Genomic DNA, 22,532 nt, shown 5'->3' on the forward strand with positions numbered 1-22,532 from the left:
AGGGCGTGAGGTGAAATGCAAGGATTATCGCGGACTCTCCTGTTCGCGGCAATGGCCTGCGGCCGCCAGCAGCGGCAGGCGCACGATGAAGCGGCTGCCCAGGCCCTGTCCCTCGCTGTGGGCTTCAACCGTGCCGCCGTGCAGCTCGACCAGCTTTTTCACCAGGGTCAGTCCCAGCCCGAGGCCACCCTGGGCGCGGTCGGGCGTGCGCTGGCCCTGGGTGAACAGGTCGAACACTTCCGGCAGCAGTTCGGGACCGATGCCGATCCCGTTGTCGCACACTTCCGCGATGGCAGTGTCGCCGTGCTGCTGCAGCGAGAGCCGAAGCTCGCCACCGTCGGGCGTGTACTTGGCGGCGTTGTTGAGCAGGTTGGCGAAAACCTGGATCAGGCGCGGGCGGTCGCCACGCACTTCGACCGGATGCGGCGCGAGATCGAGCAGCAGGCGATGGCGGCGCGCCTCGATCACAGGCGTGATCTGTTCCACCGCCTCGCGCAGCACGGCCCCCAGCTCCAGGTCGGTCTGGTTGATCGTGACCAGGCCGCGCGTGACGCGCGAGACGTCCATCAGGTCGTCGATCAGGTGCGTCATGTGGCTGACCTGGCGGCTGATCACATCGCTGGTCTGCTTGATCTTCGGCTCGCCGGCGAACAGGACGCGCAGCAGCTGGGCGGCGCTGCTGATCGGCGCCAGCGGATTGCGCAGCTCGTGCGACAGCATCGCCAGGAATTCGTCCTTGCGCTGGTGTTCGCGCTGCAGGCGCGCCTGCTGTTCCTGCAGGCGGTCGAGCATCTGGTTGATCGCGCGCGCCAGGGTGATGGTTTCGCTGCTGCCCGCCAGCTCCGCGCGCCGATCGCCGATGCCCTGCTTGCCCAATTCGACCGCGAAGCGCTCCAGCTTGCGCAGGTCCTGGGTCAGGCCGAGCGAGAGCCGGGAACCCAGCAGGAACACGACCAGCGCCAGCAGGATCGCAATGCCGCCGATCAGGCCGTACTGGGTCCAGGGGGACTCGAGGACACTGCCGATGCCGGAAGTATCGACGTGCAGCGACAACCCCAGGTGACGGAATTTTTCCGGCACGGCGAGCGGCACCTCGATCCCTGCCGTCACCGGCGAGCGGCCCTTCCACTCAAGGTCGGACGAGGACGTCGGCCGCAGGTCCTGCATCCGCAGCTTGTAGACCAGCGCCCCTTCCGGCGTATTGGTGCGCGAATAGCGCAACAGGCTGACCCCGACCAGTTCCGCGCCGCCGGGACGCTGGAAGATGGCCCCGCTTTCGCTGCCCCGGTCGATGCTCGCGCGCAGCCATGCCATCTGCTCGGGATCGAAGCGCTCGACGCCATTGCCCGCGATCGGCTTGCCCTCGAAGTCGGTGAACAGGACCTGGACCGGAATGCCGTTAATCTGCCGCAGGCCGTTCAGGAAAGGAGCCAGGTAGGTTTCGCGTCCCGCACTGTCGACCAGGCCAGTCGCCAGGATGGGACTGGCCGCCACTTCGTCCATGCGCGAGGCCAGGGTCTGGAGCGTGTTGCCGACGGTGCGCGCATGGAAGGCCGCTTCACGCTGCTCCAGCAGGGCGAGCGCCGAGGCGTGCTGGTGATTGACCAACGCCAGCGAGGTGGCAGCCACCAGCAGCACGGCGGCGGCGGTCAGGATCGCCGAGGCGATCGCGAAACGCCGCGACAGGCTGCCGGAGCGAAGCAGCGTCCACATGGCGCTCACTCGCCGCTCGGCACCAGCACGCCGTCGGCGCGGTAGCGGGCGATCAAGAGCTCCTGCACCCCGAGCGCCTCGTGGCGGGCCGGGGTAAACGGCGGCGCATAGGTCTTGATCAGGCCGCGATACGGGCCCAGCTTCTCCAGGGCGTCGCGCACCGCCTTGCGGTCGGTGCTGCCCGCCCTGTCGATGGCCCGCGCCAGGATATGCATCAGGTCATACGCATGGGCCACACCGACCGGCCCCTTGATGTCCTCGATCCGGCGTACGGGCGAAACCGCGCCCAGGCTGGCCAGGATGCGCTCGCGCCGTTTGGCGTCGAGGTTGAAGAAGGAGAAGGTCTGGATCACGGAGAAGTCGACCTGGTTCAGGGCTGGCCCTGCCTGGCGTACGAATTCGCCGCCCGTCACGCCCCAGTGGCTCAGGATAGGCAGGCGTTCGGCCTGCGGCAAGGCCGCGACCTCGCGCACCAGGACGGCGGCTTCGTCGTCGTTGGCGACCAGCACCACGACCTGGGCGCCGGCCGCGCGCAGGGTCTTGAACCTCGCCACCAGGGTCTGGTCGCGCCAGTTGTACCAAGCGGTCTGCACGATCCTCACGTCCTTGTTCGCCTCCACGAACTTTTCCGCGGCGGCCAGGTTGCTGCGTCCCCAGGAGGTATTCGTCATCAGGAGCCCGACCCGGCGCAGGCCGCGCTGGCGCGCCGTCTCGAGCAGTTTGGGCATGGCCAGGCTGTCGCGCAGCGACAGGCGGTAGACGTAGTTCGGCCGCATGCCGTTGTCGACGATGGCGTCGGCCGAGGACCAGGGGGCCATGAACAGGGTTTTGGTGGCCTTGAGGGTGGGGAGTTCTTCGATCACGACCGGGCTGAACCTGCCGCCGAAGACAGCCACCAGGTCGGACATGCGGGCGAATTCCTCGATATTTCGGATCCCGCGGGCCGGGATCGAGCGGTGGTCCTTGGTCACCAGTTCGATCGGCCTGCCGCCCAGCACACCCCCTGCCCGGTTGATTTCACCGATGGCGGTGCGCATCCCGAGTTCCACCGCCTGGGCCGAGGTGCTGTTGTCCAGCCCGAATTCGGCGTCGAGGCCCACGCGCACCGGCAAGGGAGCGGCTTGTGCCCAGCCGACGCCGAACAGGACCGGCAGCATGAGGGTGGCCAGGCTGCGCTTGAAGAAACTGATGAGATGAAGTGCTGTCGGGTTCAACATAACTCTTTGCCAACGCTGATCCGACATTGTAATCGGGGACGGTGGCCGCACGACTGGCCACACTGGTGAAAGTTGCACATCAGCAACGAGACGGCGCCGTCGCACCGCTGTGATATGGTTTTCGTCAAATTTCCGCAACCGATAGGCAGACATCAAAGGAGTCAGGATGAACCGCTTCAAGGACAAGAACGTACTGGTCACCGGCGCAGCGTCCGGTATCGGGCTGGCGGTCGCGCGCCGCTTTCTCGACGAGGGCGCGCGTGTCGTGATGCTCGACATCGACGAAGCCACCCTCCGCAAAGCTGCTTCGGACCTGCCTCAGGACCGCGTGCTCGTGCAGGTCGGCGATACCGCCGACAAGGCGACCGCGACGGCTGCCGTCAAGGCGGCCGTCGAGCGCTTCAGCGGCCTGCATGTCCTGGTCAACAACGCCGGGGTCGCGACCGAGGGCGACATCATGGCGACCAGCGAAGAAGATTTCACACGCGTCATGGCGGTCAACGTGGCCGGCTACTTCCACATGGCCAAGGCGGCCATGCCCGAACTGGTGAAGACGCGCGGATCGATCGTCATGACCTCTTCCGTCTCGGGACTAGGAGGCGACTGGGAACTGTTCGCGTATAACACCTCGAAGGGCGCGGTCAGCAACATGGTGCGCGCGATGGCCATGGATGCGGCCAAGGATGGCGTGCGGGTGAACGCGGTCAATCCGAGTTTCACGGCCACCCGCATGACCGAAGACATGCTCGCCAAACCGGAGCTGGTCGCCGAGTTCAGGAAGCGCATGCCGCTCGGCGCGCCCGAGGATCCGGAAGGCGTCGCGGCCGCGATGGTGTTCCTGGCGAGCGAGGATGCGCGCCTCATCACCGGCGTGAACCTGCCGGTGGATGCGGGATTGATGGCGTCGAACGGGCAGCCGCATCAGTAAGACGCTGCCCGGCGTCCAGGTCCCGGACCTGCTCACCCTGGATGGCAATCCGGCGTTTTGTGCCTATACTGGCTTCGGCGCCCTCCCGGGCAGCCCTTGAGCTGACGGAGTCAGGCTGGGGAGCAGACATGAAACACGGTTCCGCACGTGCCCTTAGTCCGGCGGTGCTCGCGACAGTGCTGGCCGCGGGCCTGGCGTCGGGCCCCGCCGTCGGCGCCGACAAGGTCCTCGATGCCGTCGCCTCCGATCCGGCCAGGCTCGGCTGGATGGTCGGCTCGCCACCGCCGCTTGACCGCATCCTGCGCTTCGAGGATGGCAGCTATTTTCGCTTCCCTGCCCTCCGCTGGAGCGTCTCGAATTTCAGGCAGCTGATGCCGACCGTGAACGTCTCACGCGGCATCGGCGCGCCGCTCAGGCTCGGGCAAGCGCTGCGCGAGGACATCGATGCACTGCGCTTCCTGCCGATCGGAAGCGATCGCTTGATGAGCTGGCAGGAGTCGCTGCTGGCCAACTACACGGACGGCATCATCGTCCTGCATCGCGGGAAGACGGTCTACGAACGCTACTTCGGTGTGCTCAAGCCCGATGGGCAGCATGGCGCGATGTCCGTCACCAAGACCTTCGTCGGCACCCTGGCCGCCATGATGGTCGCGGAAGGGACGCTGCAGCCGGAGCGCATGGTCGCCGACTACGTGCCGGAACTGAAGCGCTCGGCGTTCGGCAATGCCACAGTGCGCCAGCTTATGGACATGACCACCGGTATCCGCTTCAGCGAGGACTACGCCGACCCCAAGGCGGAAGTCTGGATGCACGCGGCGGCCGGCAATCCCTTGCCGAAGCCGAAGGACTATGCAGGGCCGCGCTCCTACTACGAATTCCTGCAGACCGTCGGAGCCGAAGGGGTGCACGGCGAGGCCTTCCACTACCGTACCGCCAACACCGATGCGCTGGGCTGGGTGTTGGCGCGCGTAAGCGGCCGGTCTGTCGCGCAACTGCTCTCCGAGCGTATCTGGCGCCGGCTGGGCGCCGAGCAGGACGCCTATATGTCGGTGGATTCGACCGGGACGCCGTTTGCCGGCGGCGGGCTGAACATGGGGCTGCGCGACCTGGCGAAGTTCGGGGAAATGATGCGCCTGGATGGCCGTTTCAACGGGCAGCAGATCGTGCCCAGGGCGGCGGTCGCCGATATCCGCAGAGGGGCCGATCCGCGCCGCTTCGCACAAGCTGGGTACCAGCTTCTCGCGGGCTGGAGCTACCGCAGCATGTGGTGGGTCACGCATAACGGGCACGGGGCCTTCATGGCGCGCGGCGTGCACGGCCAGGCGCTGTATATCGATCCCGCCGCCGAGATGGTCATCGCTCGCTTTGCCATCCACCCGGAGGCGGCCAACGCGGCGAACGATCCCACCACGCTTCCCGCATTCGATGCGCTCGCGCGCTTCTTGATGCGCGACGGGAAGGCAAGGTCCGCCAGGTAGCGCCGCGCACTCGATCCTGCAGATCCGTTTCCGACAAGCCACAAATAATGTAATTAGGCAAACAATTATGGTACATTGTATGTATTGGTGCGCCGCACCATTCACTCTCGCGCCTCTACGGGACCCTACCTCGGCGCGCCCTACGAAGGCCCATCCTGGAAACGCTCGACACCATCGCTCACTGGCGCGCCCGCCTCTTCACTTCGCTGCTCACCATCGTGCTCCTGCTGGGCGTGGTGATCTGGCTGCCGACCACCGGCATCCTGCTGCACCAGGGTATGTGGGATGTCGCGGCCATTAACAGCGCGGCGCTGGGCTGGATTGGCGTGCTGTGGTGGTGGCGGCGTTTGTCCTACAAGGCACGGGTACTGAACTTCCTCGCCATTAACCTCTTGATCGGCGTCGCGCTGATGGTCGTGGTAGGCCCGATCAGCGAGATCTACCTGTTCTCGGCCCCGGTGCTCGCCGCGATCCTGCTCGGCACCTGGCCGGCGGTGTGGATCCTGGCCGGCAGCGGCCTGGTCCTGTTCATCCTGTGTTATGCGGGCTACGTAAACCAGGAGATCGTCGGCTTGCCCGCCACCGACCTGTTCGCCGCGCTATCGGTGGCCCTGAACTACCTGTTCGTGGGCGCGATCCTGACGCTCTCCTGCGCCTTCCTGCTCAGGCGCCTGGCCAAATCGCTGGACGACCTGCACCGCCTCGCCTTCTACGACGTGCTCACCGGCCTGCCCAACCGTCGCCTCTTGATGCAGCGCCTCGACGAACTGGTCGACCAGGCGCGCCAGGGCGGGCGTGGCGCCGCGGTCATGTTCATCGACCTCGACCGCTTCAAGCAAATCAACGACGGGCGCGGCCACGCGACCGGCGACGGCCTGCTGAAAAGCGTGGCTGCGCGCCTCTCCCGCTTCGCCGCCGACGGCGACATGGTGGCCCGCATCGGCGGCGACGAGTTCGTGGTGCTGCTGGCAGACCTCGGGCGCGGCAGCGCGAACGTCCACGCCCGCGCCCTGGCCACTGCCGAGAACATCCGGGATGCCATGGACACGCTGTTCGAGATCGACGGCCAGGCCTACATGGCGTCGGTCAGTATCGGCGTGGCCTTCCTGCGCGGTCCCGCGCAGGGCGCCGACGACCTGCTGCGCGAAGCCGACACCGCCATGTACCGCGCCAAGCTGGCCGGCCGTAACCGGGTGGCGGTGTTCGAGGCGGCCATGCAGGCCGAGGTGGAACAGCGACTCATCCTCGAACGCGACCTGGCCGGCGCGCTCGATCGTGGCGAGCTGGCGATGCACCCGCAGCTGCAGGTCGACCGCCACGGCATGCCGGCGGGCGCGGAAATGCTGATGCGCTGGCGGCGCGCCGACGGCAGCATGGTGCCGTCAGACGTGTTCATTCCGGTCGCCGAGGAATGCGGCCTGATCCCGCGGCTGGGCCAGTGGGCTTTGCGCCAGTCGTGCGAATACATGGTGCAGCTGGGCCGCGCCGGCCATGCGCTGCCGCTGTCGGTCAACGTCAGCCCGTCGCAGTTCCGCCAGCCGGACTTTATCGACCAGCTACAGGCGATCCTGGCGGAGACCGGCGCACCGGCAAGCCAGCTTATCCTGGAAGTGACCGAAGGATTGCTGGTCAATGGCAAGGAGACCATCGATCGGATGCACCAGCTGGACGCACTGGGCATCCGGCTATCGATCGACGACTTCGGTACCGGCTATTCGAACCTCGGCTACCTCAAGCGCCTGCCGCTGTACGAGATCAAGATCGACAAGAGCTTCATCCGCGACACGCCCGGCGACGCGAGCGCCACCGCCATCGTCCAGTCGATCCTGGCGATGGCCGGGCACCTCGACTTGCGCGTGATTGCCGAAGGGGTGGAGACGGCCGAGCAGGCCGCGCTGCTCGTGTCCAATGGCGTCGGCGGCATGCAGGGCTATCTGTTCGCGCGGCCGATGCCGATGCCGGAGCTGCTCGCGCTGCTGGAGCGCGACACGGTGCCGTCGTGCCGCGCGGCGCCCTGCTTTGAAGTGTCGTCGGCTCGGCGGGCTCAGTAAGTCAGCCTGAATCCATACGGATACAGCGTGTCCGCCGCCGGGTAGCCGGGCACGTCGGACTGCTTGTCGACGATCGCCTCGAGCTTGTTTGCCAGCGCAAAGGGTAGCTTGCCCTGGGGCTTGAATCTCCCACTGACGACGTCCAGCAAGGCGATATCGGAGACACCGAACGTCGCCAGGACGGCGCCGGCCTGACGGAAGCCGCTGGCTTCGTCGATCACATAGGGTTGGCGGAAGTAGATCGCCAGTACCGTACGTTCGGGACCGACTTCGCGCATGACGGCCTGGATGTCCGCCAGTGAGGGCGAGATCTGCCAGGATTCGGCCTGCGCCATGGCCGTGAACGACAGCTTGTCCGCCTCCCAGGGGAAGGACCCGCCGAACAGCATGCCCACGTCGTCGACGCACTTCTGGTTTTGCGCCGGATGGCTGAGGCAGGGATCCTCGCTGCCCCAGACCTTGCCCGTGCGGGGATTCAGCCTGCTGGTGTCCGCGCCCATTTGCTTGCTGCGGTAGGCCAGCGTCACCTTCATCGGGTTGGTGACCTGGACGCGGATGATGGCCGCGTCGTGGCCGGCCGCGCTCGGGCGAGTCCCCGGCGCTGTAGTGTTGCCATCGGTGGCCTGGTAACCGTATGCCTCGACGTCGGCCTTGCCCATCCCCATGGTATAGACACGCTTGCCCGGCGCGAGCGGCAACAGCTTTGATGTACCCTCCCCGCGGTTCTGCAGCAGTACGATCGACTGTTTCTGCGCCAGCAGCCCGGCGGCGCGGTGGCGCTCATTGCCGATCACGCTGTCCACTTTGTCGACGTCTACATAGGGATTCTCGAACAGGCCGAGGCGGAACTGGGCCAGCAGCAGGCCGCACACGGCTTCGTCCACCCGCTCCTGCCTGACCAGCCCGCGCTCGACCAGTTCGAGCACGACCTTGTTGTCGTTAAAGCCGGAAAGCACGTCGACGCCAGCGTTCACCGCGGCCGCTGCCCGCTCCGGCACACTCTTGCCTTCGAGCCCCCAGGCGCGCTCGTTGATGATGCCGGTATCCGAATTCACGTAGCCTTTGAAACCGAGCTTGTCGCGCAGCAGGTCGGTCACGATCTGGCGGTTGAACGCGAAACCCAGCTGGTCGTAGGTGACACCTTCGTAGGTGACCTTGATGGGGACACCGTAGTAGGGCATGATCGCCTCGAGCCCCTCCTCGATCGCCGCCTTGAAGGGCTTGAGGTGATAGCCGAACTTCCCACCCGGGTAGACTTGCCCCTTGCCGAAGGAATAATGCGGGTCCAGCCCCTGCTCTTGCGGGCCGCCGCCCGGGAAGTGCTTCATCGTGAGCGCGACCGACGAATGCGGATTCAGCGGCCCGCCCTGCAGCCCCCTTACAAGCGCGCGCATGATATCGGCGTTTAGGTCGGCGTTCTCGGTGAAGGCTTCGGAAACGCGGTGCCAACGTGGCTCGGTCGCCAGGTCGGCCATGTAGCCGTACACACCGCGCAGGCCCACCGCACGGAACTCGGCGCCCATCACCTCGGTCAGTGCCTGGACCGGCGCCATGTCGCCGGTGCCGAGCGCCGCAGCCGCCAGGCCCGCTTCGCGCGGAAATTCGGTGAAGGCCCCAGCGCCGCCCGAAATGCCGAAGCGCGGATCGTTGTTGTAGTGGTTGCGCTGGTTGTCCTTGAACAGGACGGGAATACCGAACGGTTCCGCTTCGGCCAGGGCCTGGACCGCGTTATGGAATTCGGCGAGCTGGCGTGGCGTCACGGTGAAGCCGCCGCGGCCCGCCTTGATGCTGCCATCGCAGGCATCCGGCTTCGGCGCTGCGACGTTGCGCAGGATGAAGCGCGTCATTTTTTGCTGTTGCACGTAGTCGGCGGCCTTGCTGTCGGCCAGCCCACCGGCGCAGCCGGCGTTGAGCGTATCGATCAGCATCATGCCGGCCTTCTGCTCGCGCGTCATGCGCGGCAGCAGGTCGGCGACGCGCTGCTCGGGCCTCAAGCGCCAATCCTCGTAGGGGTCGAGCCTGCCGTTCCCGTTGGCGTCACGGAAGCGCTGGCCATCCACAAGCAGGACAGTCTTGCTGCGCACGCCGATGGACGGCTGGTCCACCTGGCCAGGAGTGCCGGGCGTGGTGCAGGCGCCCAGCAGCGGGAGCGCGGCCAGGGCCAGGGGACGCGCAAGGGAGCGCGAACGAACGACTTTCATGGTATCTCCTCCGCAGGCTTGCGCCTGTCTGTTCTTGTCACGCTGGCGCTGCCATCGCCAGCCGAGCAATCGTATGCGTTCGAATGACAGGCTGTCCAATCGCAAATTCGGATGCCTCGGATGAGTGATTCTGATAGTTGCAGCTGCCGGTCCGCCGGTCAGAACGCGCCGACGTAGTTTTCCGCCAGGGCCGTCCGCAAGGCGCGCGAGGAAACGACGTTGCGCAGCTCCGCCAGTTGCAGCTCGCGCTCGAAGGGCGTCGCATCCGGGAAGGTATGCAGCAGGCGCGTCATCCACCAGGAGAAATACTCGGCGCGCCAGACGCGCTGTAGTGCGATTTCCGAGTAGCTGTCCAATGCCTCCCACCTGCCCTGCCTGTAGAAGCCATCGAGCGCCGCGGCCAGCAGCCTGACGTCCGAGATGGCCAGGTTCATGCCTTTGGCGCCAGTGGGCGGGACGATATGGGCCGCATCGCCGGCAAGGAACAGGCGTCCGGAGCGCATCGGTGCGCATACAAAGCTGCGCATGCCGATGACGTTCTTCTGGAAGATCCTTCCCTCCTTGACCTGCCAGCCATCCTGGTTGTCGAGGCGCGCATGCAGCTCGGACCAGATGCGGTCGTCCGACCATTGGTCGACCCGGTCGTGCGGATCGCACTGCAGGTAGAGCCGCTGGACGGTGGGCGAGCGGGTGCTGACCAGCGCAAAGCCGCGCTCGTGCCGTGCATAGATCAGTTCTTCCGACGACGGCGCGGATTCGACCAGGATGCCGAACCAGCCGAACGGGTAAGTGCGCTGGAAATCCTGCCTGAGCGAGTGCGGAATCATCTGGCGCGACACGCCGTGGAAGCCGTCGCAGCCGACGACGAAGTCCGCGTCGATGCGCCGGGATTCGCCCTTGTGCACGAAGCTGACCGAAGGCCGGGCGCTGCCGATGTCGTGGATGGCGACCTCGCTGGTTTCGAACAGCAGCTGTCCTTGCGCGGCGATCCGCGCCGCCACCAGGTCGATAATGACTTCGTGCTGGGGATAGACGGTGATCGCCTTGCCGGTCAGCTCAAGCAGGTCGACCCGATGGCGCTTGCCGTCGAACGCCAGCTCGAAGCCATGGTGCAGTGCGCCTTCCTTGCGCATGCGTTCACCCACACCCGCCTCCACGAGGGTGTGCATGCTCCCCTGTTCCAGTACGCCGGCACGGATCGTGGCCTCGATGTCGGCACGGGTACGCGATTCCAGCACAACCGACTCGATGCCGTTCAGGTGCAGGAGGTGGGAAAGCAGGAGGCCGGCCGGGCCGGCGCCGATGATGGCGACCTGGGTGCGCATGATGTTGTCTCCGTTATTGTTTTGAATGACATTATCGTAGTGGGCGCAGGCGCGAATAAGAATGGATCAAACTCGAAATTACTTGTACTATTTTTACACGTCCACTTCTCCTTGCTTCCGCCTGCGCCATGCCGACCGCGTCGACCTCCCTGCCTGCCGACATTCCCACCTTCGCGCTATACGGCGAGCCCACACGGGGCGCAAATGCAGAAGGCGTCCACGTCGAACTGATCGAAACGCGCAGCCGCCAGCACGACTGGCACATCGATACGCATATCCACGCCGGCCTGTTCCAGGTACTTTTTTTACTGGCCGGCCAGGTCAGGGCGAACATCGACGGCGAACTGTGGGAGTGCGAAGGACCGGTGGCCCTGACCATCCACCCATCCCTGCCACATGGCTTCGATTTCTCGCGCGAGGCGCAAGGATACGTGCTGACGATCGACCAGAAGCTGCTGTTCGACGAAAGCGATCTGTTCTCGACCCTGTTCGTCCAGCCGCTCGCCGTGGACCTGGGCAGCGCGCCGGACATGCGCGCGCGCATCGAAGCGCTGCTGCAAAACCTGGTCCTCGAGTCGAGCTGGCCGCGCCACGGCCACGCGCTCATGCTCGACTGGCTGGCGCGCAGCGTGCTCTTGATGCTGGTGCGAGTCCAGGCCGAGAGCCGTATCGTCGACAGCAGCGGACGCGGAGACTTCGAGCTGTTCAGCCGTTTCCGGGTCGAGGTCGAGCGCCGCTACAAGGAACAGTGGCAGGTCGGGCAATATGCGCGCGTGCTGCGCATCTCGCCGACGCGCCTGAACCGCCTGTGCCTGAAGCTGGCTGGGAAGTCGGCCTTCAACATCGCCCAGGAGCGGCTGATGCTGGAAGCCTGCCGCAAGCTCACCTACGTGCCGGCCGGCGTGGCCAGCATCGCCTACGAGCTCGGCTTCCAGGATCCGGCCTACTTCAGCCGTCTGTTCAAGAAGCTGATGGGGGTCTCACCGAAGGAGTTCCGCCTGCAGTCGCAGGCTTAGGCTTTACCAGCCGAACTGCAGCGCCCCGCTTTCCAGCGCATTCGCGCTCAGCGGCGCCATCGGCAAATCCTGCTTGGACGGCATGCTGCGCGCCACCTCGAGCATGATCCCGCGCAGCCAGATGTGGCAGGGGTCGTTCTCGCGCGAGCGGTGCCACTGCAGGCATTCGGCCATCGATGGCAGCTCGTAAGGCAGGGGCAGCACGCGGATCGGCAGGCGGCGCGCGCAGGCCAGCGCCAGCCGGGTGTGCATGGTGGCGACCAGTTCGGTGCCGACCAGGGCGGTGGCCATGCTGGAAAAGTCGCAGGTGTTCACGCGGATGCGGCGCTTGACGTTCACCGCGCGCAGCAGCATTTCCTCCACCGTCGGCGAACGCGGCCGGCCCAGCATCGGCGCCACGTGCGACAGCCGCTCGTAGGTGGCGGCGTCGAGGCGGTCGCCCACTTGCGTATTGCCTTCCCAGATCACCGCGCAATAGCTGTCCTCGAACAGCAGGCGCTGCGGATGCTCCTCGTCGAGGAACTGGCGCGGGATGATCAGGAAATCGTTCTCGCCGCGGCGCAGCTTCTCGGCGGCGTCGTCGGCCAGCGGCACCAGGTCCAGCGTCATGTTGGGCGCGTCGCGCAGCACGCGCGCGATGACCCTGTTCAGGAACACCTCGGTGGCATAGTCGGACACCATGATCTTCATGCAGCGCGTCTCGCGCGCCGGATTGAACGTGACCCGGATGCTGACGGTGGCCTGCACCTGCAGGATCAGGTCGCGCACCGGGCCCACCAGCTGGCGTCCCAGCACGGTCAGTTCCATGTTACGCCCGACCGCCGTCAGGAGATCATCCTCGAAGAATTCGCGCAGGCGCGCCAGCATGCCGCTCATCGCGGACTGGCTGACGTTGACGCGGCCTGCCGCGCGCGTAATGTTCTGTTCCTCCAGCAGCGCATCCAGCGCCATCAGAAGGTTCAGGTCCAGGCGATTGAATCGCATCTATCGTCTCCATGTTGCACAAGCTTGGCTTGCATCTTCTAATTGCACTGTATTAACTTTTTCCTTTCTTGTCATCAAAAAACTGTGGCGTGCAGATGCGCCTCACTGGCGTGCGTCAGGCCGCCGGATTGCGCACGAAGTCCAGCAACGGGCCGGACAGCGATTCGTCTCCCGTGTTGATCGCATACACCTGGGACAGGTGATTATGGTTCGGCACCACCGAAATCCGAGGCTGGAAACCGTGGCGCGTCACCAGCCTGGCAAACAGCTCGCCGGCCTGGGCCTGCATCTGCACCGGATCCAGTTCCGCATAGCTGATCGCCAGCGGGAAGGGATCGGCATCGATCAGTTCCACGGTCGACATCGCGCGGTAGCTTGCAAAGTCGGGGCCGAAGTAGGCTTCGTTGCGCGGATCCGGCGTGGCGATGCCGAGCTGGCGCCGCGCCAGCAGTTCCAGTTCGGCGTTGTAGACCCCGGAAGCGAGGAAGGCACCGGCGATCCTCAAGCCCTCGGGCGGATGGAAGCGCCGCACCAGCGTGGCCGCGGCGATGTGCGCGGCGCCGGCCGACTCGCCCGCCAGCACGATGTGCCCGGGATTGCCGCCATGCTCGGCCACGTGGGCGCGCGTCCAGGACAGTGCGGCCGAGACGTCTTCGGCGCCGGCCGGCCAGCGGTGCTGCGGTCCCAGCCGGTAATTGGGCAGCACGGCCAGCACCCCATGGCGCGAGAAATAATGGCCGATCGCAGCGCGGTCGGCCTTGTCGCCGCGAATGAAGCCGCCACCGTGCAGGAAGATCACCACCGGCGCCGGCCCGCTCGCTTCCAGCGGCAGGTAGAGGTCGAGGCGGTGGCGCTCGTCGGCGCCATAGGGAATGTCACGCAGCGCGGGGCCGCCGCGCGGCGCATCGGCCAGCAGCGGCGCATACAGCGCCTTCGCCGCGGGCGGATCGATCACCGGGCCGGCGGCGCGGATCGTCCGGGCCAGTTCCTCCCGGGTCGGCATCTGGGTCATCGCCGCGCTCCTTACAGGTCGGCCAGGGCCGGATCCTTGTGGAAGCGCCCGTCCTTCATGATGGCGCGCAGGCGGCCGCGGTCCTGCAGCACGGTGACGTCGGCGGCCGGGTCACCGTCCACCAGCAGCAGGTCGGCCAGGAAGCCCGGCTTGACCTGGCCCAGCTCGTCGCCCATGCCCATCAGTTCACCGCCCAGCAGGGTGGCCGCGGACAGCGCTTCTTCCGCGCTGTAGCCGAAGTGGCGCACGAACAGCTCGAGGTCGCGCGCATTGCGCCCGTTCGGGTTGAAGGGGAAGCCATAGTCGCCGCCGGGCAGCACCTTCAGGCCGCGCCGGCGCAGTTCCGGCACCAGCTTCTTTTGCAGCTCCATCACCTCGGCTGCGCTGCGCTTCATGTGGCTCATGTCGAAATGCGGCGGCGGCGAGGCGTCGAGGGTAGCCTGGATGATGCCGATGGCGGGCGCGATGAACACCTCGTCGCGCTTGGACTCGAGCAGGTCGAGCGCCTCCTGGTCGGCATAGGTGCAGTGGTACAGCACGCGAAAGCCCGCGCGCAGGCCCATCTTCACCGCTTCCGAGGCCTGGGCATGGCAGGCCAGCCAGACCCCGGATTCGCGCGCCTGCTCGCCGGCGGCACTAGCTTCCTCCTGGGTGTACAGCAGCTGCTGCGATGCGCCCGGCATCAGCGCGTCCTCGCCCGACAGCAGGAACTTGACCGACTTGGCGCCGATCGAGGCGCATCCCTTCACGAAGGCGCGCATCGCTTCCGGGCCGCTGCCGTGTTCCGCTACCTGCCCCGGATCGAGCTCGTCGCCGGCCTGGGGCGGCGAGCGCTCGATCGAGGACGCGATCAGGCGCGGCCCCGGCATGCCGCCGCTGGCAATGAAGCCGTTCAGCACCACCTCCACCGACTTGCTCAGGGAGCCGGCCGAATAGGCGCTGGTGAAGCCGTGGTCGAGCAGGATGCGGGCGTTGCGCGCCGTGGTCAGCACCAGGTCCTCGGGCGGCAGCGCCATGCCCGGCACGAAGCGTTCGACCGAGCTCGGCCAGGACAAGTGCGCATGGGCTTCCACCAGGCCCGGCATCAGAGTCTGTCCGCGCCCGTCGATCACCCGGTCGCCCGGCTGGCGCGCGACCGCGCGGCCGCCTTCGGCCACCTCGGCGATGCGCTGGCCCTCCACCCGCACCGCGCCGATCCCCGGGCGCAACTGGGCGCCGTCGAAGATGCGTACGTTTTCAAAAATGATTCCGCCCACGTTTTGTCTCCCGTTATACGTGTTAGATACAGATACCAGTGCAGCTTATCGGCGCGACCGGCTGGGCCAAAGCCTATTTTGGCGATACCAGCTATCGCGCCCGGCAGCAGATCAAGGCCCGCTGCGCACCTGGATGGTCACCGGCCCGATCAGCCCAGCCGGGCGCAGCGGTGCGTCCGCCTTGTAGGTCGGCGCAGCCGTGAACGTCAGCTTCTGCGCACCCGGCTGGGCGTCGCCGATCAAGCGGTTCACCCACAGGTTGGCCACCCTCACCTCGACCGTGTTGGCGCCGGCTTGCACGTGCGCGCCGATCTCGACCTCATAGGGCTGCTTCCAGGCGATGCCGGCCGGCTTGCCGTTCACCAGCACCTCGGCGACGTCGCCCACCTGGCCGAGCCGCAGCTTCATGTCGCTGCCCGGCTGCGTGCCGGCCGGCAAGGTAAAGCTGTTGCGGTACACCGTCGTCCCCGAGAAGTACTTCACGCGCGGATCGCTGCTGTCCGCGAGCGAGCCGAGCGCCGCGCCCGTCAGCAGGCCCGGTGCGCCCAGGCCTTCGAAGCGTAACTCCCACCCGCTCTCGAGCGCCGCCAGCTGGGTCCAGCGCGGCGGCGCCACCGTCAGCGCTGGCGCCGTGGCCGGCTTGCGGAACACGACGAAGACCGACTCGTTGGCTCCCAGTGCCAGCGGCACCGTAGTCCTTCCGTCCTGCGCGCGGTAGCCGGCAGCGATGCTCTTGCCGCTGTCGGCATGCCAGAACTCCGGCGCCTTGCCGGCAACGTTAAAACGCGCCTCGGTATTCACCGGCGCCGCCGTGCGGTTGCTGATGAAGTAGACGTCGCCGTCGCCAAGGCGGCGGTGCACGAAGGACAGCGGCGCGTCGGGCGCGTCGAACTCGACGTCGGGCGCCTGGCCGAGCGTACCCAGCACCGCCTCGACGTCGCGTCCGGCGAACACCCTGCCCTTGCCGACCCGCGTGCTGGCGCCGCCGCTCCACATGCGCCGGACCAGCGCCGCGAACTGCTTCGGGTCGTCGCCCAGCGTCGGCGAGGCGACCGGGGCCGGCCCGACGATGGTGGCGCCCTGCTCCGCCAGCTTGTGGATGCGGCGCAGCGTGGCCAAGGTCATGCGCTGGCTGGAGCCGCCCAGGAACAGGACCCGGTAGCGCGCCCCCGAGGGCGCCGCCAGGTCGCCGTCCTTGACTGCGAGCTTCTTGCCCAACACGTCGACATTGACGAAGTCGTAGGCATAGCGGCGCGGCGCGTCGAGCGGCTGGCCTTTCTGGTACAGCGCGATCAGCGGCGCTTCTTCGCCGTAGAAATAGGCGACGTCGGCGTAGAACCGTCCCTGCTGCAGCATCCAGGCATTGCGGGCGATGTAGTCGACCCAGGGCCGCGCCATGCCGGCCCAGGTCTCGTTACGGTTGAAGTACTGGCCGAAGATGGCCAGCGATAGGCCCGGCTTGCGGCCGTCGTCCAGCGGCTGGTGCACCGAGGTGTGGATCACCGGCAGGTTGACGCCGCTGGCGAATTCCATATCGATCATCGGACGCAGGTCGCGCGGGGCGAAGGCCCAGGGCGCCATCGCGCTCGTGAGCGATTCCGCCGCGACCAGGTTCTGGCCGTAGACGTGCGCCACCGAAGCGGCGCCGCGCATGTCGGCGATCGCCGCCGGATTCGGGCCGTGCTCGGGACGGTAAGTCCACATCGCCGCCATCGGCACGTCGGCGTGGCTGCGCATGGCCATGTCGTCGCCCAGCGTGACGCGCGCGCTTTCCAGCGCTTCGCCGTAGACCCGCATGCCGCGTTCGTGCGCCACCTTGGCCACGGTGCCGTAATGTTCGCTGGCGGCCAGCTCGCCGAGCGTGCGGCGGTAGTCGTACAGGAATGCGTCCGTGCGCCCACGCGTGCCGACGATCACGCCGGTGAGCGCCGGTAGCCAGGGACGCGCGTCATAGCCGCGCAGGCGCTTGAACTGCTCGAGCATGCGCGGCGTCCAGTTGGAGGCGCCGACCTCGGTGCTGTCGGTCACCAGGGCGCGCACCCCGCGCGCGCCGACCAGTTCCTTGCCTGCCGCCGCTTTGTACTTCGACAGGTAGGTTTCCATGTAGTTGCGCACCGCGGCCGCGTCGTACTTGTCGACCTCCAGCCCGGTGGCTTCCTTGGTCGCAGGATGGTTCTCGATGCCGGTCAGCGAATACCCGAGCCGCAGGATCTTCCAACTGCCCTTCGGCGGCGTCCAGTCCAGCGTGCCGTCGGCGGCCAGCTTGCCGCTCAGGTCGATCAGCGAGGACGGCGCCACGCCCGCCTCGTTCGGGTCCACCCCGGCGTCGAGCGCGTGGTAGTCGTCGGCGATGGCGAAACCGGCCTTGGCCTCGAAGGCGTTCACGCGCGGCTGCGCCGACAGCAGCAGCTGGCCCAGGCGCAGCGGTTTGGGCTGGGCCATGGCGGCGAACGGGCCGGTGTCGGCCCCCGCCACCGGCATGAAGCCCGGGTTGAGCTGCGGCGGCTTTCCATGCACGACCACCCGGAAGCGGGCGGCCGTCACCGGCGCGAAGCCGGCGGTGGTCGGCACCAGCGCCAGCGGCAGGTCCGCCACTTTGCGCCAGCTGACGCCGTCGTCGCTCGCCTCCAGCAAGGCTTCAAAAGGGTGCCCCTGGAAGATGTTGCCCACGCCGGGGAAGAACACGGTCGCCGAACGGACGGTCTGGGGCGCCGGATAGTCGATGTTCACGATGCTGGGTGCGCCGTCCGGCGCCGGGCCGACCTGGGGAATGTCGCCGTCGCCCGGTGCCGCCAGCCGGGCTGCATCGAGCACCTGGTCACCGACGCGGATCGTCGGCGCCGCCAGGGATGCTGCATCGACGCGGTAGGCATAGACCGCGATGTCGGCGCCGAAGCGCGGCACGGCATTCTGCTCCGGCCGCTTGCCCATGATGTCGGGCAGGACGAACAGATCCTGGAACGGTCCGCTCACCTGAGGCACTGGCGCGAGCTTGATGCGCAGCGGCTTTCCGCCTTCTACCTGCGTCTCGCTCCACACCAGTTTCTTCATGCCGTCCTTGGGGGCGACCCAGGGGCCGCCCGTCTCGCTCCAGCCTGGTGAGGCGGCCACGCCGAATTCCAGCTTCCTTTCCTCGGCCAGGACGGCGGCGTACTTGAAAGCGTCGGCCCACTCGGGGCTCATGTAGACCAGGCGCTTGTCCACCACCTGCGGCGTCGTCATCTCGGCGTCGAAGTTCTGCAGGCCGCCCAGGCCCGAGCGCGCCATCCAGTCCAGGTCCTTGCGGATGCCCTCCTTGGTGACGTTCCCGTTCAGCCAGTGCCACCAGACGCGGGGGCGCGCCGAATTCGGCGGGTTTTGGAAGTCACGGATGTCGATCGCGGCGGCGCTGCCGGCCCAGGCCAGCGCGCCGCAGACCGCCATGGCGAGCACGGTGTGCCGCGGCAGGGCCATCGGAAGCTGTTGTTTCATCGTCTAGACTCCGTTCGCTTTTGCGATTTTCCCCAGCAGGCGCGCGCTCGGCTTGATGGTGCGTTTCATGGTCGAGCGGTCGACCTCGATCAGGCCGAAGCGCGGCCCGAAACCGAAGATCCACTCGAAGTTATCGAGCAGCGACCAGTGGATGTAGCCGCGGACGTCGATTCCATCCTTGACGCACTTTGCGACACCGGCCACGGCGGTATTGATATAGGCGATGCGTTGGGTGTCGTCATCGGTCGAGATGCCGTTCTCGGTAACGTAAAGGGGGAGCTTCACGTTCTGCGCGGTGTAGCGAAGGGTCGCTTCCAGCGCCTGCGGATACACCTCCATGTGGGCCGAGGTGACCAAGGCTCCCTTGGGCGGCGGGCGCACGCCCTCCGGTCCGATCAGTTCGCGGGTATAGGTCTGCACCCCGAGGAAGTCGCCGTGGCGCGCGATCGCCGCGAACCATGGCGCGTAGGCGATGGCGCGCTTGCGTTCGACCATCGCCTCGCCGCCGTCGACCGCCTGGTCGTCGGCGATCGCGATCGACAGGCCGACCGGCAGCTGCGGCCTGGCCGCCTTGATCGCCGCGTAGCCGAGTTCGTGGGCGCGCAGCAGGCCGGCTTCGATCTTCGCGAAGTCGCCGAAGATCCACGACGACCACTTGTTGGTGCCGCTCAGCTGCCCGGCCTTGTCCATCATGGCGCGCATGCGCGGGTTGCCGGCCATCCCGGCCAGCGGGCCGGGGATGCCGAACAGCAGGCGCGGCAGGTTCGGCTCGTTGAAGGTGGTGGCGTAGTCCATCAGCTGGCCCAGGTGGCGCGCCACCCGGTCGCAGTAGCGCGCGAACAGCTCGGGCGCGCCCTCAGTTTCCCAGCCGCCGCGGCCGGCGAACCAGCGCGGCGTGACGAAGTGGTTGAAACTGACCATGGCCTTGACGCCGCGCTTGCGGCAGGCCTGCAGCACGTCGCGGTAGTGTTCCAGCGCGGCGACCGAGAACATGCCCTCGACCGGCTCCACCCGTGCCCACTCGATCGAGAAGCGGAAGGTGTTCAGGCCGAGGCCGGCCAGCATGCCGATGTCCTGGTCGTACAGGCGGTAATGGTCGACCGCCGAGCCGGACGGCTCCTTGAATTCGGTCGGCTGGATGTTCTCGAGCAGCCAGGCGTCGCTGTTCACGTTGTCGCCCTCGGTCTGGTGGCCGGCGATCGCCGCGCCCCACAGGAAGCCCTTGGGGAATGCGCCCTTGGCCGCGGCCGCCGCCTGCGGCAGCGCGCCGGGCAGCAGCGCGGCGCCGGCCAGCGCGCCGCCCATGCCGAGCAGGCGGCGGCGCCTGAGCGTAGGCTGCGCGGCCTGCTTGTTCTTGTCCTTCATTGTCGTCTCCGTGATTGTGTTGTTATGGGTGCGCCGTTTGCTCGAGGCGGCAAGCGAGGGACACTGCCAGGTCGTACAGTTCGGCACTGCTGGTGGCAGTACCATAGACGTAGTGGTCGGGCCGCACCAGCGCCGCGCAGCAGCCGTGGCGTGCAAACCAGGCTTGCAGCACCCCTTCCAGTTCGTTCGCCTGCATCCGGTGCGGGCCGCTCGAGAAGGTGCAGGTGTCGGCCGGAATGCACACCAGCATGCCGAGGCGCTCGGCCAGCGGCGGCAGCCCGGCCGGCAGCAGGTCGAAGCGCACGCTGGTCACGATGCGCCAGCCATTCCCGGTCAGTTCGTCCAGCAGCACCGGGCCGGTGGGACCGCTGACGCGCGGCTGCGGGAACAGGGTGCCGGCGCCGCTCGATGCCGCCTGGCCCGGCGCCAGCAGGCCGCCGGCCAGCGGGGGAATGATATCCTGGCGCGGTACAGTCCTGATCTGGCCGCCCGCCGCCTCGATGAGGGCGGCGTCGCGGCGCAGCGCGGCGTCCGTGTCGCGCTCGCAGATCACGGCGCCGATTTCCTTGATGCGCGTGGTCAGGCGGCGCACGTGTTCGCGCCGCTCCTCGGCATAGCTGTCGAGCAGGCTTTCCGCCGCCGCCCCGGTGACGCTGTCCTCGAGCACGGCGCGCAGCTTCCAGGCCAAGTTGGCAACGTCGCGCACGCCCTGGCACATGCCCTGCCCCAGGAAAGGCGGCTGCTGGTGCGCGGCGTCGCCGGCGATGAACACCTTGCCGACGCGCCACTCGCGCGCCACCAGCGCGTGGAAGCGGTAGCTGGCCTGACGCCACAGGTTGGCGTCCTCGGGACCGATCCAGCGCTTCAGGACGCTCCAGGCGCCCTCCTCGGTCGCCATGAAGGCCGGGTCCTCGCCCGGCAGCAGCGAGATCTCCCAGCGCCGGTGCATCCCCGGGCCGATCACGTAGGTGCACGGACGCTCCGGCTCGCAGTACTGCACCGAAGTCGCGGGCAGCTTGGCCAGCCCACGCTCGTTGACCTGCACGTCGACCACCAGCCAGGGCTCGTCGAATTCCAGGTCCTCGAGCGTGATCCCGACCGCCTCGCGCACCGCGCTGGAAGCGCCGTCGCAGCCGATCACCCAGCGCGCGCGCACGGCGCTGCGGCGCCCTTCCGCGTCTTCGAGGTGGACGGTGGCCCCGTCCTCGTCCTGCTCGACGCCGGTGAAGCGCTGGCCCAGTTCCACCCGCACGAAGGGCAGCGACTGCACGTGGCGGCGCAGCACCTGCTCGACCGGCGGCTGGGTGAACACCATCGATGGCGTATGGCCAAGCGGGTAAGGCGGCTCGACGGTCGCCAGGCGCTTGATCAGGCGGCCGTCGGCGCCGTAGTACTCCGATGGGGTGAACGGTTCGCAGTAAGGCGCGATCGCCTTGTCCAGCCCCAGGTTCTGGAACACCCGCATGATCTCGTGGTCGAGCGCGATCGCGCGCGGCTTCGGGTAGACCTCGCTGGTCCGGTCGACCACCAGGGTGCGCACGCCGGCCTGGCCGAGCAGCGCGGCGGCCACCGCACCGGACGGGCCGAAGCCCACCACGACCACGTCGAAGCTGCCGCCGTCGAGTTGCTGGGCCTGGGCGTTCATGACTGCGCTTCGTCTTCGATGCGGTTGACCAGGAGGCCGACCCCCTCGATCTCGACCTCGATCGTGTCGCCATGCTTCATCCAGACCGGCGGCACGCGCGACTGGCCGACCCCGGCCGGGGTACCCATCGCAATCACGTCGCCCGGCTCCAGGGTCAGGCATTCCGACAGCAGCGCGATGGTCTCGGCCACGTTCCAGATCATGTCGGCGGTGTTCGCGTCCTGCATCACCTGGCCGTTCAGGCGCGACTGGATGCGCAGGCCGGCGCCGCCCGCCGGCAGCGCGTCGCTGGTCACCAGCACCGGGCCGAAGGCGCCGCTGCGGTCGAAGTTCTTGCCGATCGTCCATTGGGGCGTGCGTTTCTGGTAGTCGCGCACCGACATGTCGTTGAAGCAGGCGTAGCCAAACACATAGTCCAGCGCATCTTCCTCTTTCACATGGCGGGCGCGCTTGCCGATCACCACTGCCAGCTCGGCCTCGTAATCGAATTTTTCCGAGACCACGGGGCGCGGGGCTGGCTCGCCATGGGCCAGCAGCGAGGTGGTGGCGCGCAGGAAGAACCAGGGGTAGACCGGCTTGTCGCGGCCGCTTTCGGCCGCATGGTCGTAATAATTCAGTCCCAGGCAGACGGTCTTGCCCGGCTCGGGAACCACCGGCGCCAGCGCCAGGCCATCGAGCGCCTGGCGATCGGCCGGGCCGGCCAGTTCGATGGCGCGGCGCCCGGCGGCCGCCAGGTCGATGCCGGCCAACAGGGCCTGGCGCGCGTCGGCCGGGACCTCCGGCAGGAGGCGGTTCAGGTCGATGACGTGCTCGCCGTCGAGGACGGCGAGGCGGGCGGCGGCGCCGCTGCGATAGCTTACGAATTTCAAG

The 22,532-nt window shown here is 67.4% G+C and carries 15 protein-coding genes; 4 read left to right on the top strand and 11 right to left on the bottom strand.

Annotated features, from left to right (window positions below):
- Positions 1 to 24 precede the first annotated feature (24 nt).
- Positions 25 to 1,713 (bottom strand): HAMP domain-containing sensor histidine kinase, encoded by a 1,689-nt coding sequence (locus GV068_RS11490; protein WP_159697513.1) that lies wholly within the window; start codon positions 1,711 to 1,713, stop codon positions 25 to 27.
- A gap of 5 nt (positions 1,714 to 1,718) precedes the next feature.
- Positions 1,719 to 2,930 carry an ABC transporter substrate-binding protein gene (locus GV068_RS11495; RefSeq protein ID WP_201303283.1) on the bottom strand — a complete coding sequence of 404 codons (1,212 nt, stop codon included), beginning with the start codon at positions 2,928 to 2,930 and terminating at the stop codon, positions 1,719 to 1,721.
- 166 nt (positions 2,931 to 3,096) lie between these two features.
- Here GV068_RS11495 and GV068_RS11500 point away from each other — a divergent pair, with 166 nt between their 5' ends.
- From GV068_RS11500 to GV068_RS11510, 3 genes are all read left to right on the top strand, one after another.
- Entirely contained in the window at positions 3,097 to 3,858 is a 762-nt protein-coding gene (locus GV068_RS11500; protein ID WP_159697515.1) for an SDR family NAD(P)-dependent oxidoreductase, read from the top strand.
- 266 nt (positions 3,859 to 4,124) lie between these two features.
- Entirely contained in the window at positions 4,125 to 5,336 is a 1,212-nt protein-coding gene (locus GV068_RS11505) for a serine hydrolase domain-containing protein (RefSeq protein WP_373888439.1), read from the top strand.
- Between the two features lie 173 nt (positions 5,337 to 5,509).
- On the top strand, positions 5,510 to 7,387 hold the full coding sequence (locus GV068_RS11510) for a putative bifunctional diguanylate cyclase/phosphodiesterase (RefSeq protein ID WP_373888440.1): 1,878 nt from the start codon (positions 5,510 to 5,512) through the stop codon (positions 7,385 to 7,387).
- On the opposite strand, the gene GV068_RS11515 is transcribed toward GV068_RS11510, so the two are convergent.
- On the bottom strand, positions 7,381 to 9,588 hold the full coding sequence (locus tag GV068_RS11515) for a glycoside hydrolase family 3 N-terminal domain-containing protein (RefSeq protein ID WP_159697519.1): 2,208 nt from the start codon (positions 9,586 to 9,588) through the stop codon (positions 7,381 to 7,383). The genes GV068_RS11510 and GV068_RS11515 overlap by 7 nt on opposite strands.
- Before the next feature lie 158 nt (positions 9,589 to 9,746).
- Positions 9,747 to 10,913 (bottom strand): 4-hydroxybenzoate 3-monooxygenase, encoded by a 1,167-nt coding sequence (locus GV068_RS11520; protein ID WP_159697521.1) that lies wholly within the window; start codon positions 10,911 to 10,913, stop codon positions 9,747 to 9,749.
- A gap of 128 nt (positions 10,914 to 11,041) precedes the next feature.
- Between GV068_RS11520 and GV068_RS11525 the strand changes: the two genes are divergently transcribed.
- The gene (locus GV068_RS11525; protein WP_159697523.1) at positions 11,042 to 11,929 is read left to right on the top strand and encodes a helix-turn-helix domain-containing protein; all 888 of its coding nucleotides are present in this window, start codon (positions 11,042 to 11,044) and stop codon (positions 11,927 to 11,929) included.
- 3 nt (positions 11,930 to 11,932) lie between these two features.
- On the opposite strand, the gene GV068_RS11530 is transcribed toward GV068_RS11525, so the two are convergent.
- The 7 genes from GV068_RS11530 to GV068_RS11560 form a co-directional block, all read right to left on the bottom strand.
- Positions 11,933 to 12,913 carry a LysR family transcriptional regulator gene (locus GV068_RS11530; RefSeq protein WP_159697525.1) on the bottom strand — a complete coding sequence of 327 codons (981 nt, stop codon included), beginning with the start codon at positions 12,911 to 12,913 and terminating at the stop codon, positions 11,933 to 11,935.
- Positions 12,914 to 13,028: 115 nt separating this feature from the next.
- Positions 13,029 to 13,925 carry an alpha/beta hydrolase gene (locus GV068_RS11535; protein ID WP_229464084.1) on the bottom strand — a complete coding sequence of 299 codons (897 nt, stop codon included), beginning with the start codon at positions 13,923 to 13,925 and terminating at the stop codon, positions 13,029 to 13,031.
- Between the two features lie 11 nt (positions 13,926 to 13,936).
- Positions 13,937 to 15,181: an amidohydrolase family protein gene (locus GV068_RS11540; RefSeq protein ID WP_159697527.1), complete on the bottom strand. Its 1,245-nt coding sequence runs from the start codon at positions 15,179 to 15,181 to the stop codon at positions 13,937 to 13,939.
- Between the two features lie 111 nt (positions 15,182 to 15,292).
- Complete coding sequence (locus tag GV068_RS11545; RefSeq protein WP_229464086.1) at positions 15,293 to 18,652, bottom strand: glycosyl hydrolase; 3,360 nt, start codon at positions 18,650 to 18,652, stop codon at positions 15,293 to 15,295.
- 3 nt (positions 18,653 to 18,655) lie between these two features.
- The gene (locus GV068_RS11550; protein WP_229464088.1) at positions 18,656 to 20,017 is read right to left on the bottom strand and encodes a glycoside hydrolase family 1 protein; all 1,362 of its coding nucleotides are present in this window, start codon (positions 20,015 to 20,017) and stop codon (positions 18,656 to 18,658) included.
- A 22-nt stretch (positions 20,018 to 20,039) separates the two neighbouring features.
- Entirely contained in the window at positions 20,040 to 21,662 is a 1,623-nt protein-coding gene (locus GV068_RS11555) for a bifunctional 3-(3-hydroxy-phenyl)propionate/3-hydroxycinnamic acid hydroxylase (protein ID WP_159697529.1), read from the bottom strand.
- Positions 21,659 to 22,531 carry a fumarylacetoacetate hydrolase family protein gene (locus tag GV068_RS11560; RefSeq protein ID WP_159697531.1) on the bottom strand — a complete coding sequence of 291 codons (873 nt, stop codon included), beginning with the start codon at positions 22,529 to 22,531 and terminating at the stop codon, positions 21,659 to 21,661. Before GV068_RS11560 ends, GV068_RS11555 begins: the two co-directional genes overlap by 4 nt.
- Position 22,532: the final 1 nt, after the last annotated feature.

The sequence above is a fragment of the Massilia sp. 9I genome (genome assembly GCF_902506415.1).
In the GTDB taxonomy this organism is placed as follows: Bacteria; Pseudomonadota; Gammaproteobacteria; order Burkholderiales; family Burkholderiaceae_D; genus Telluria.

What these genes read in the sequence shown, in the direction of transcription:
- GV068_RS11490 (WP_159697513.1), bottom strand. Translation starts at nt 1,713, where the DNA reads ATGTGGACGCTGCTTCGCTCCGGCAGCCTGTCGCGGCGTTTCGCGATC.
- GV068_RS11495 (WP_201303283.1), bottom strand. Translation starts at nt 2,930, where the DNA reads ATGTTGAACCCGACAGCACTTCATCTCATCAGTTTCTTCAAGCGCAGC.
- GV068_RS11500 (WP_159697515.1), top strand. Translation starts at nt 3,097, where the DNA reads ATGAACCGCTTCAAGGACAAGAACGTACTGGTCACCGGCGCAGCGTCC.
- GV068_RS11505 (WP_373888439.1), top strand. Translation starts at nt 4,125, where the DNA reads ATGGTCGGCTCGCCACCGCCGCTTGACCGCATCCTGCGCTTCGAGGAT.
- GV068_RS11515 (WP_159697519.1), bottom strand. Translation starts at nt 9,588, where the DNA reads ATGAAAGTCGTTCGTTCGCGCTCCCTTGCGCGTCCCCTGGCCCTGGCC.
- GV068_RS11520 (WP_159697521.1), bottom strand. Translation starts at nt 10,913, where the DNA reads ATGCGCACCCAGGTCGCCATCATCGGCGCCGGCCCGGCCGGCCTCCTG.
- GV068_RS11525 (WP_159697523.1), top strand. Translation starts at nt 11,042, where the DNA reads ATGCCGACCGCGTCGACCTCCCTGCCTGCCGACATTCCCACCTTCGCG.
- GV068_RS11530 (WP_159697525.1), bottom strand. Translation starts at nt 12,913, where the DNA reads ATGCGATTCAATCGCCTGGACCTGAACCTTCTGATGGCGCTGGATGCG.
- GV068_RS11535 (WP_229464084.1), bottom strand. Translation starts at nt 13,925, where the DNA reads ATGACCCAGATGCCGACCCGGGAGGAACTGGCCCGGACGATCCGCGCC.
- GV068_RS11545 (WP_229464086.1), bottom strand. Translation starts at nt 18,652, where the DNA reads ATGAAACAACAGCTTCCGATGGCCCTGCCGCGGCACACCGTGCTCGCC.
- GV068_RS11550 (WP_229464088.1), bottom strand. Translation starts at nt 20,017, where the DNA reads ATGAAGGACAAGAACAAGCAGGCCGCGCAGCCTACGCTCAGGCGCCGC.
- GV068_RS11555 (WP_159697529.1), bottom strand. Translation starts at nt 21,662, where the DNA reads ATGAACGCCCAGGCCCAGCAACTCGACGGCGGCAGCTTCGACGTGGTC.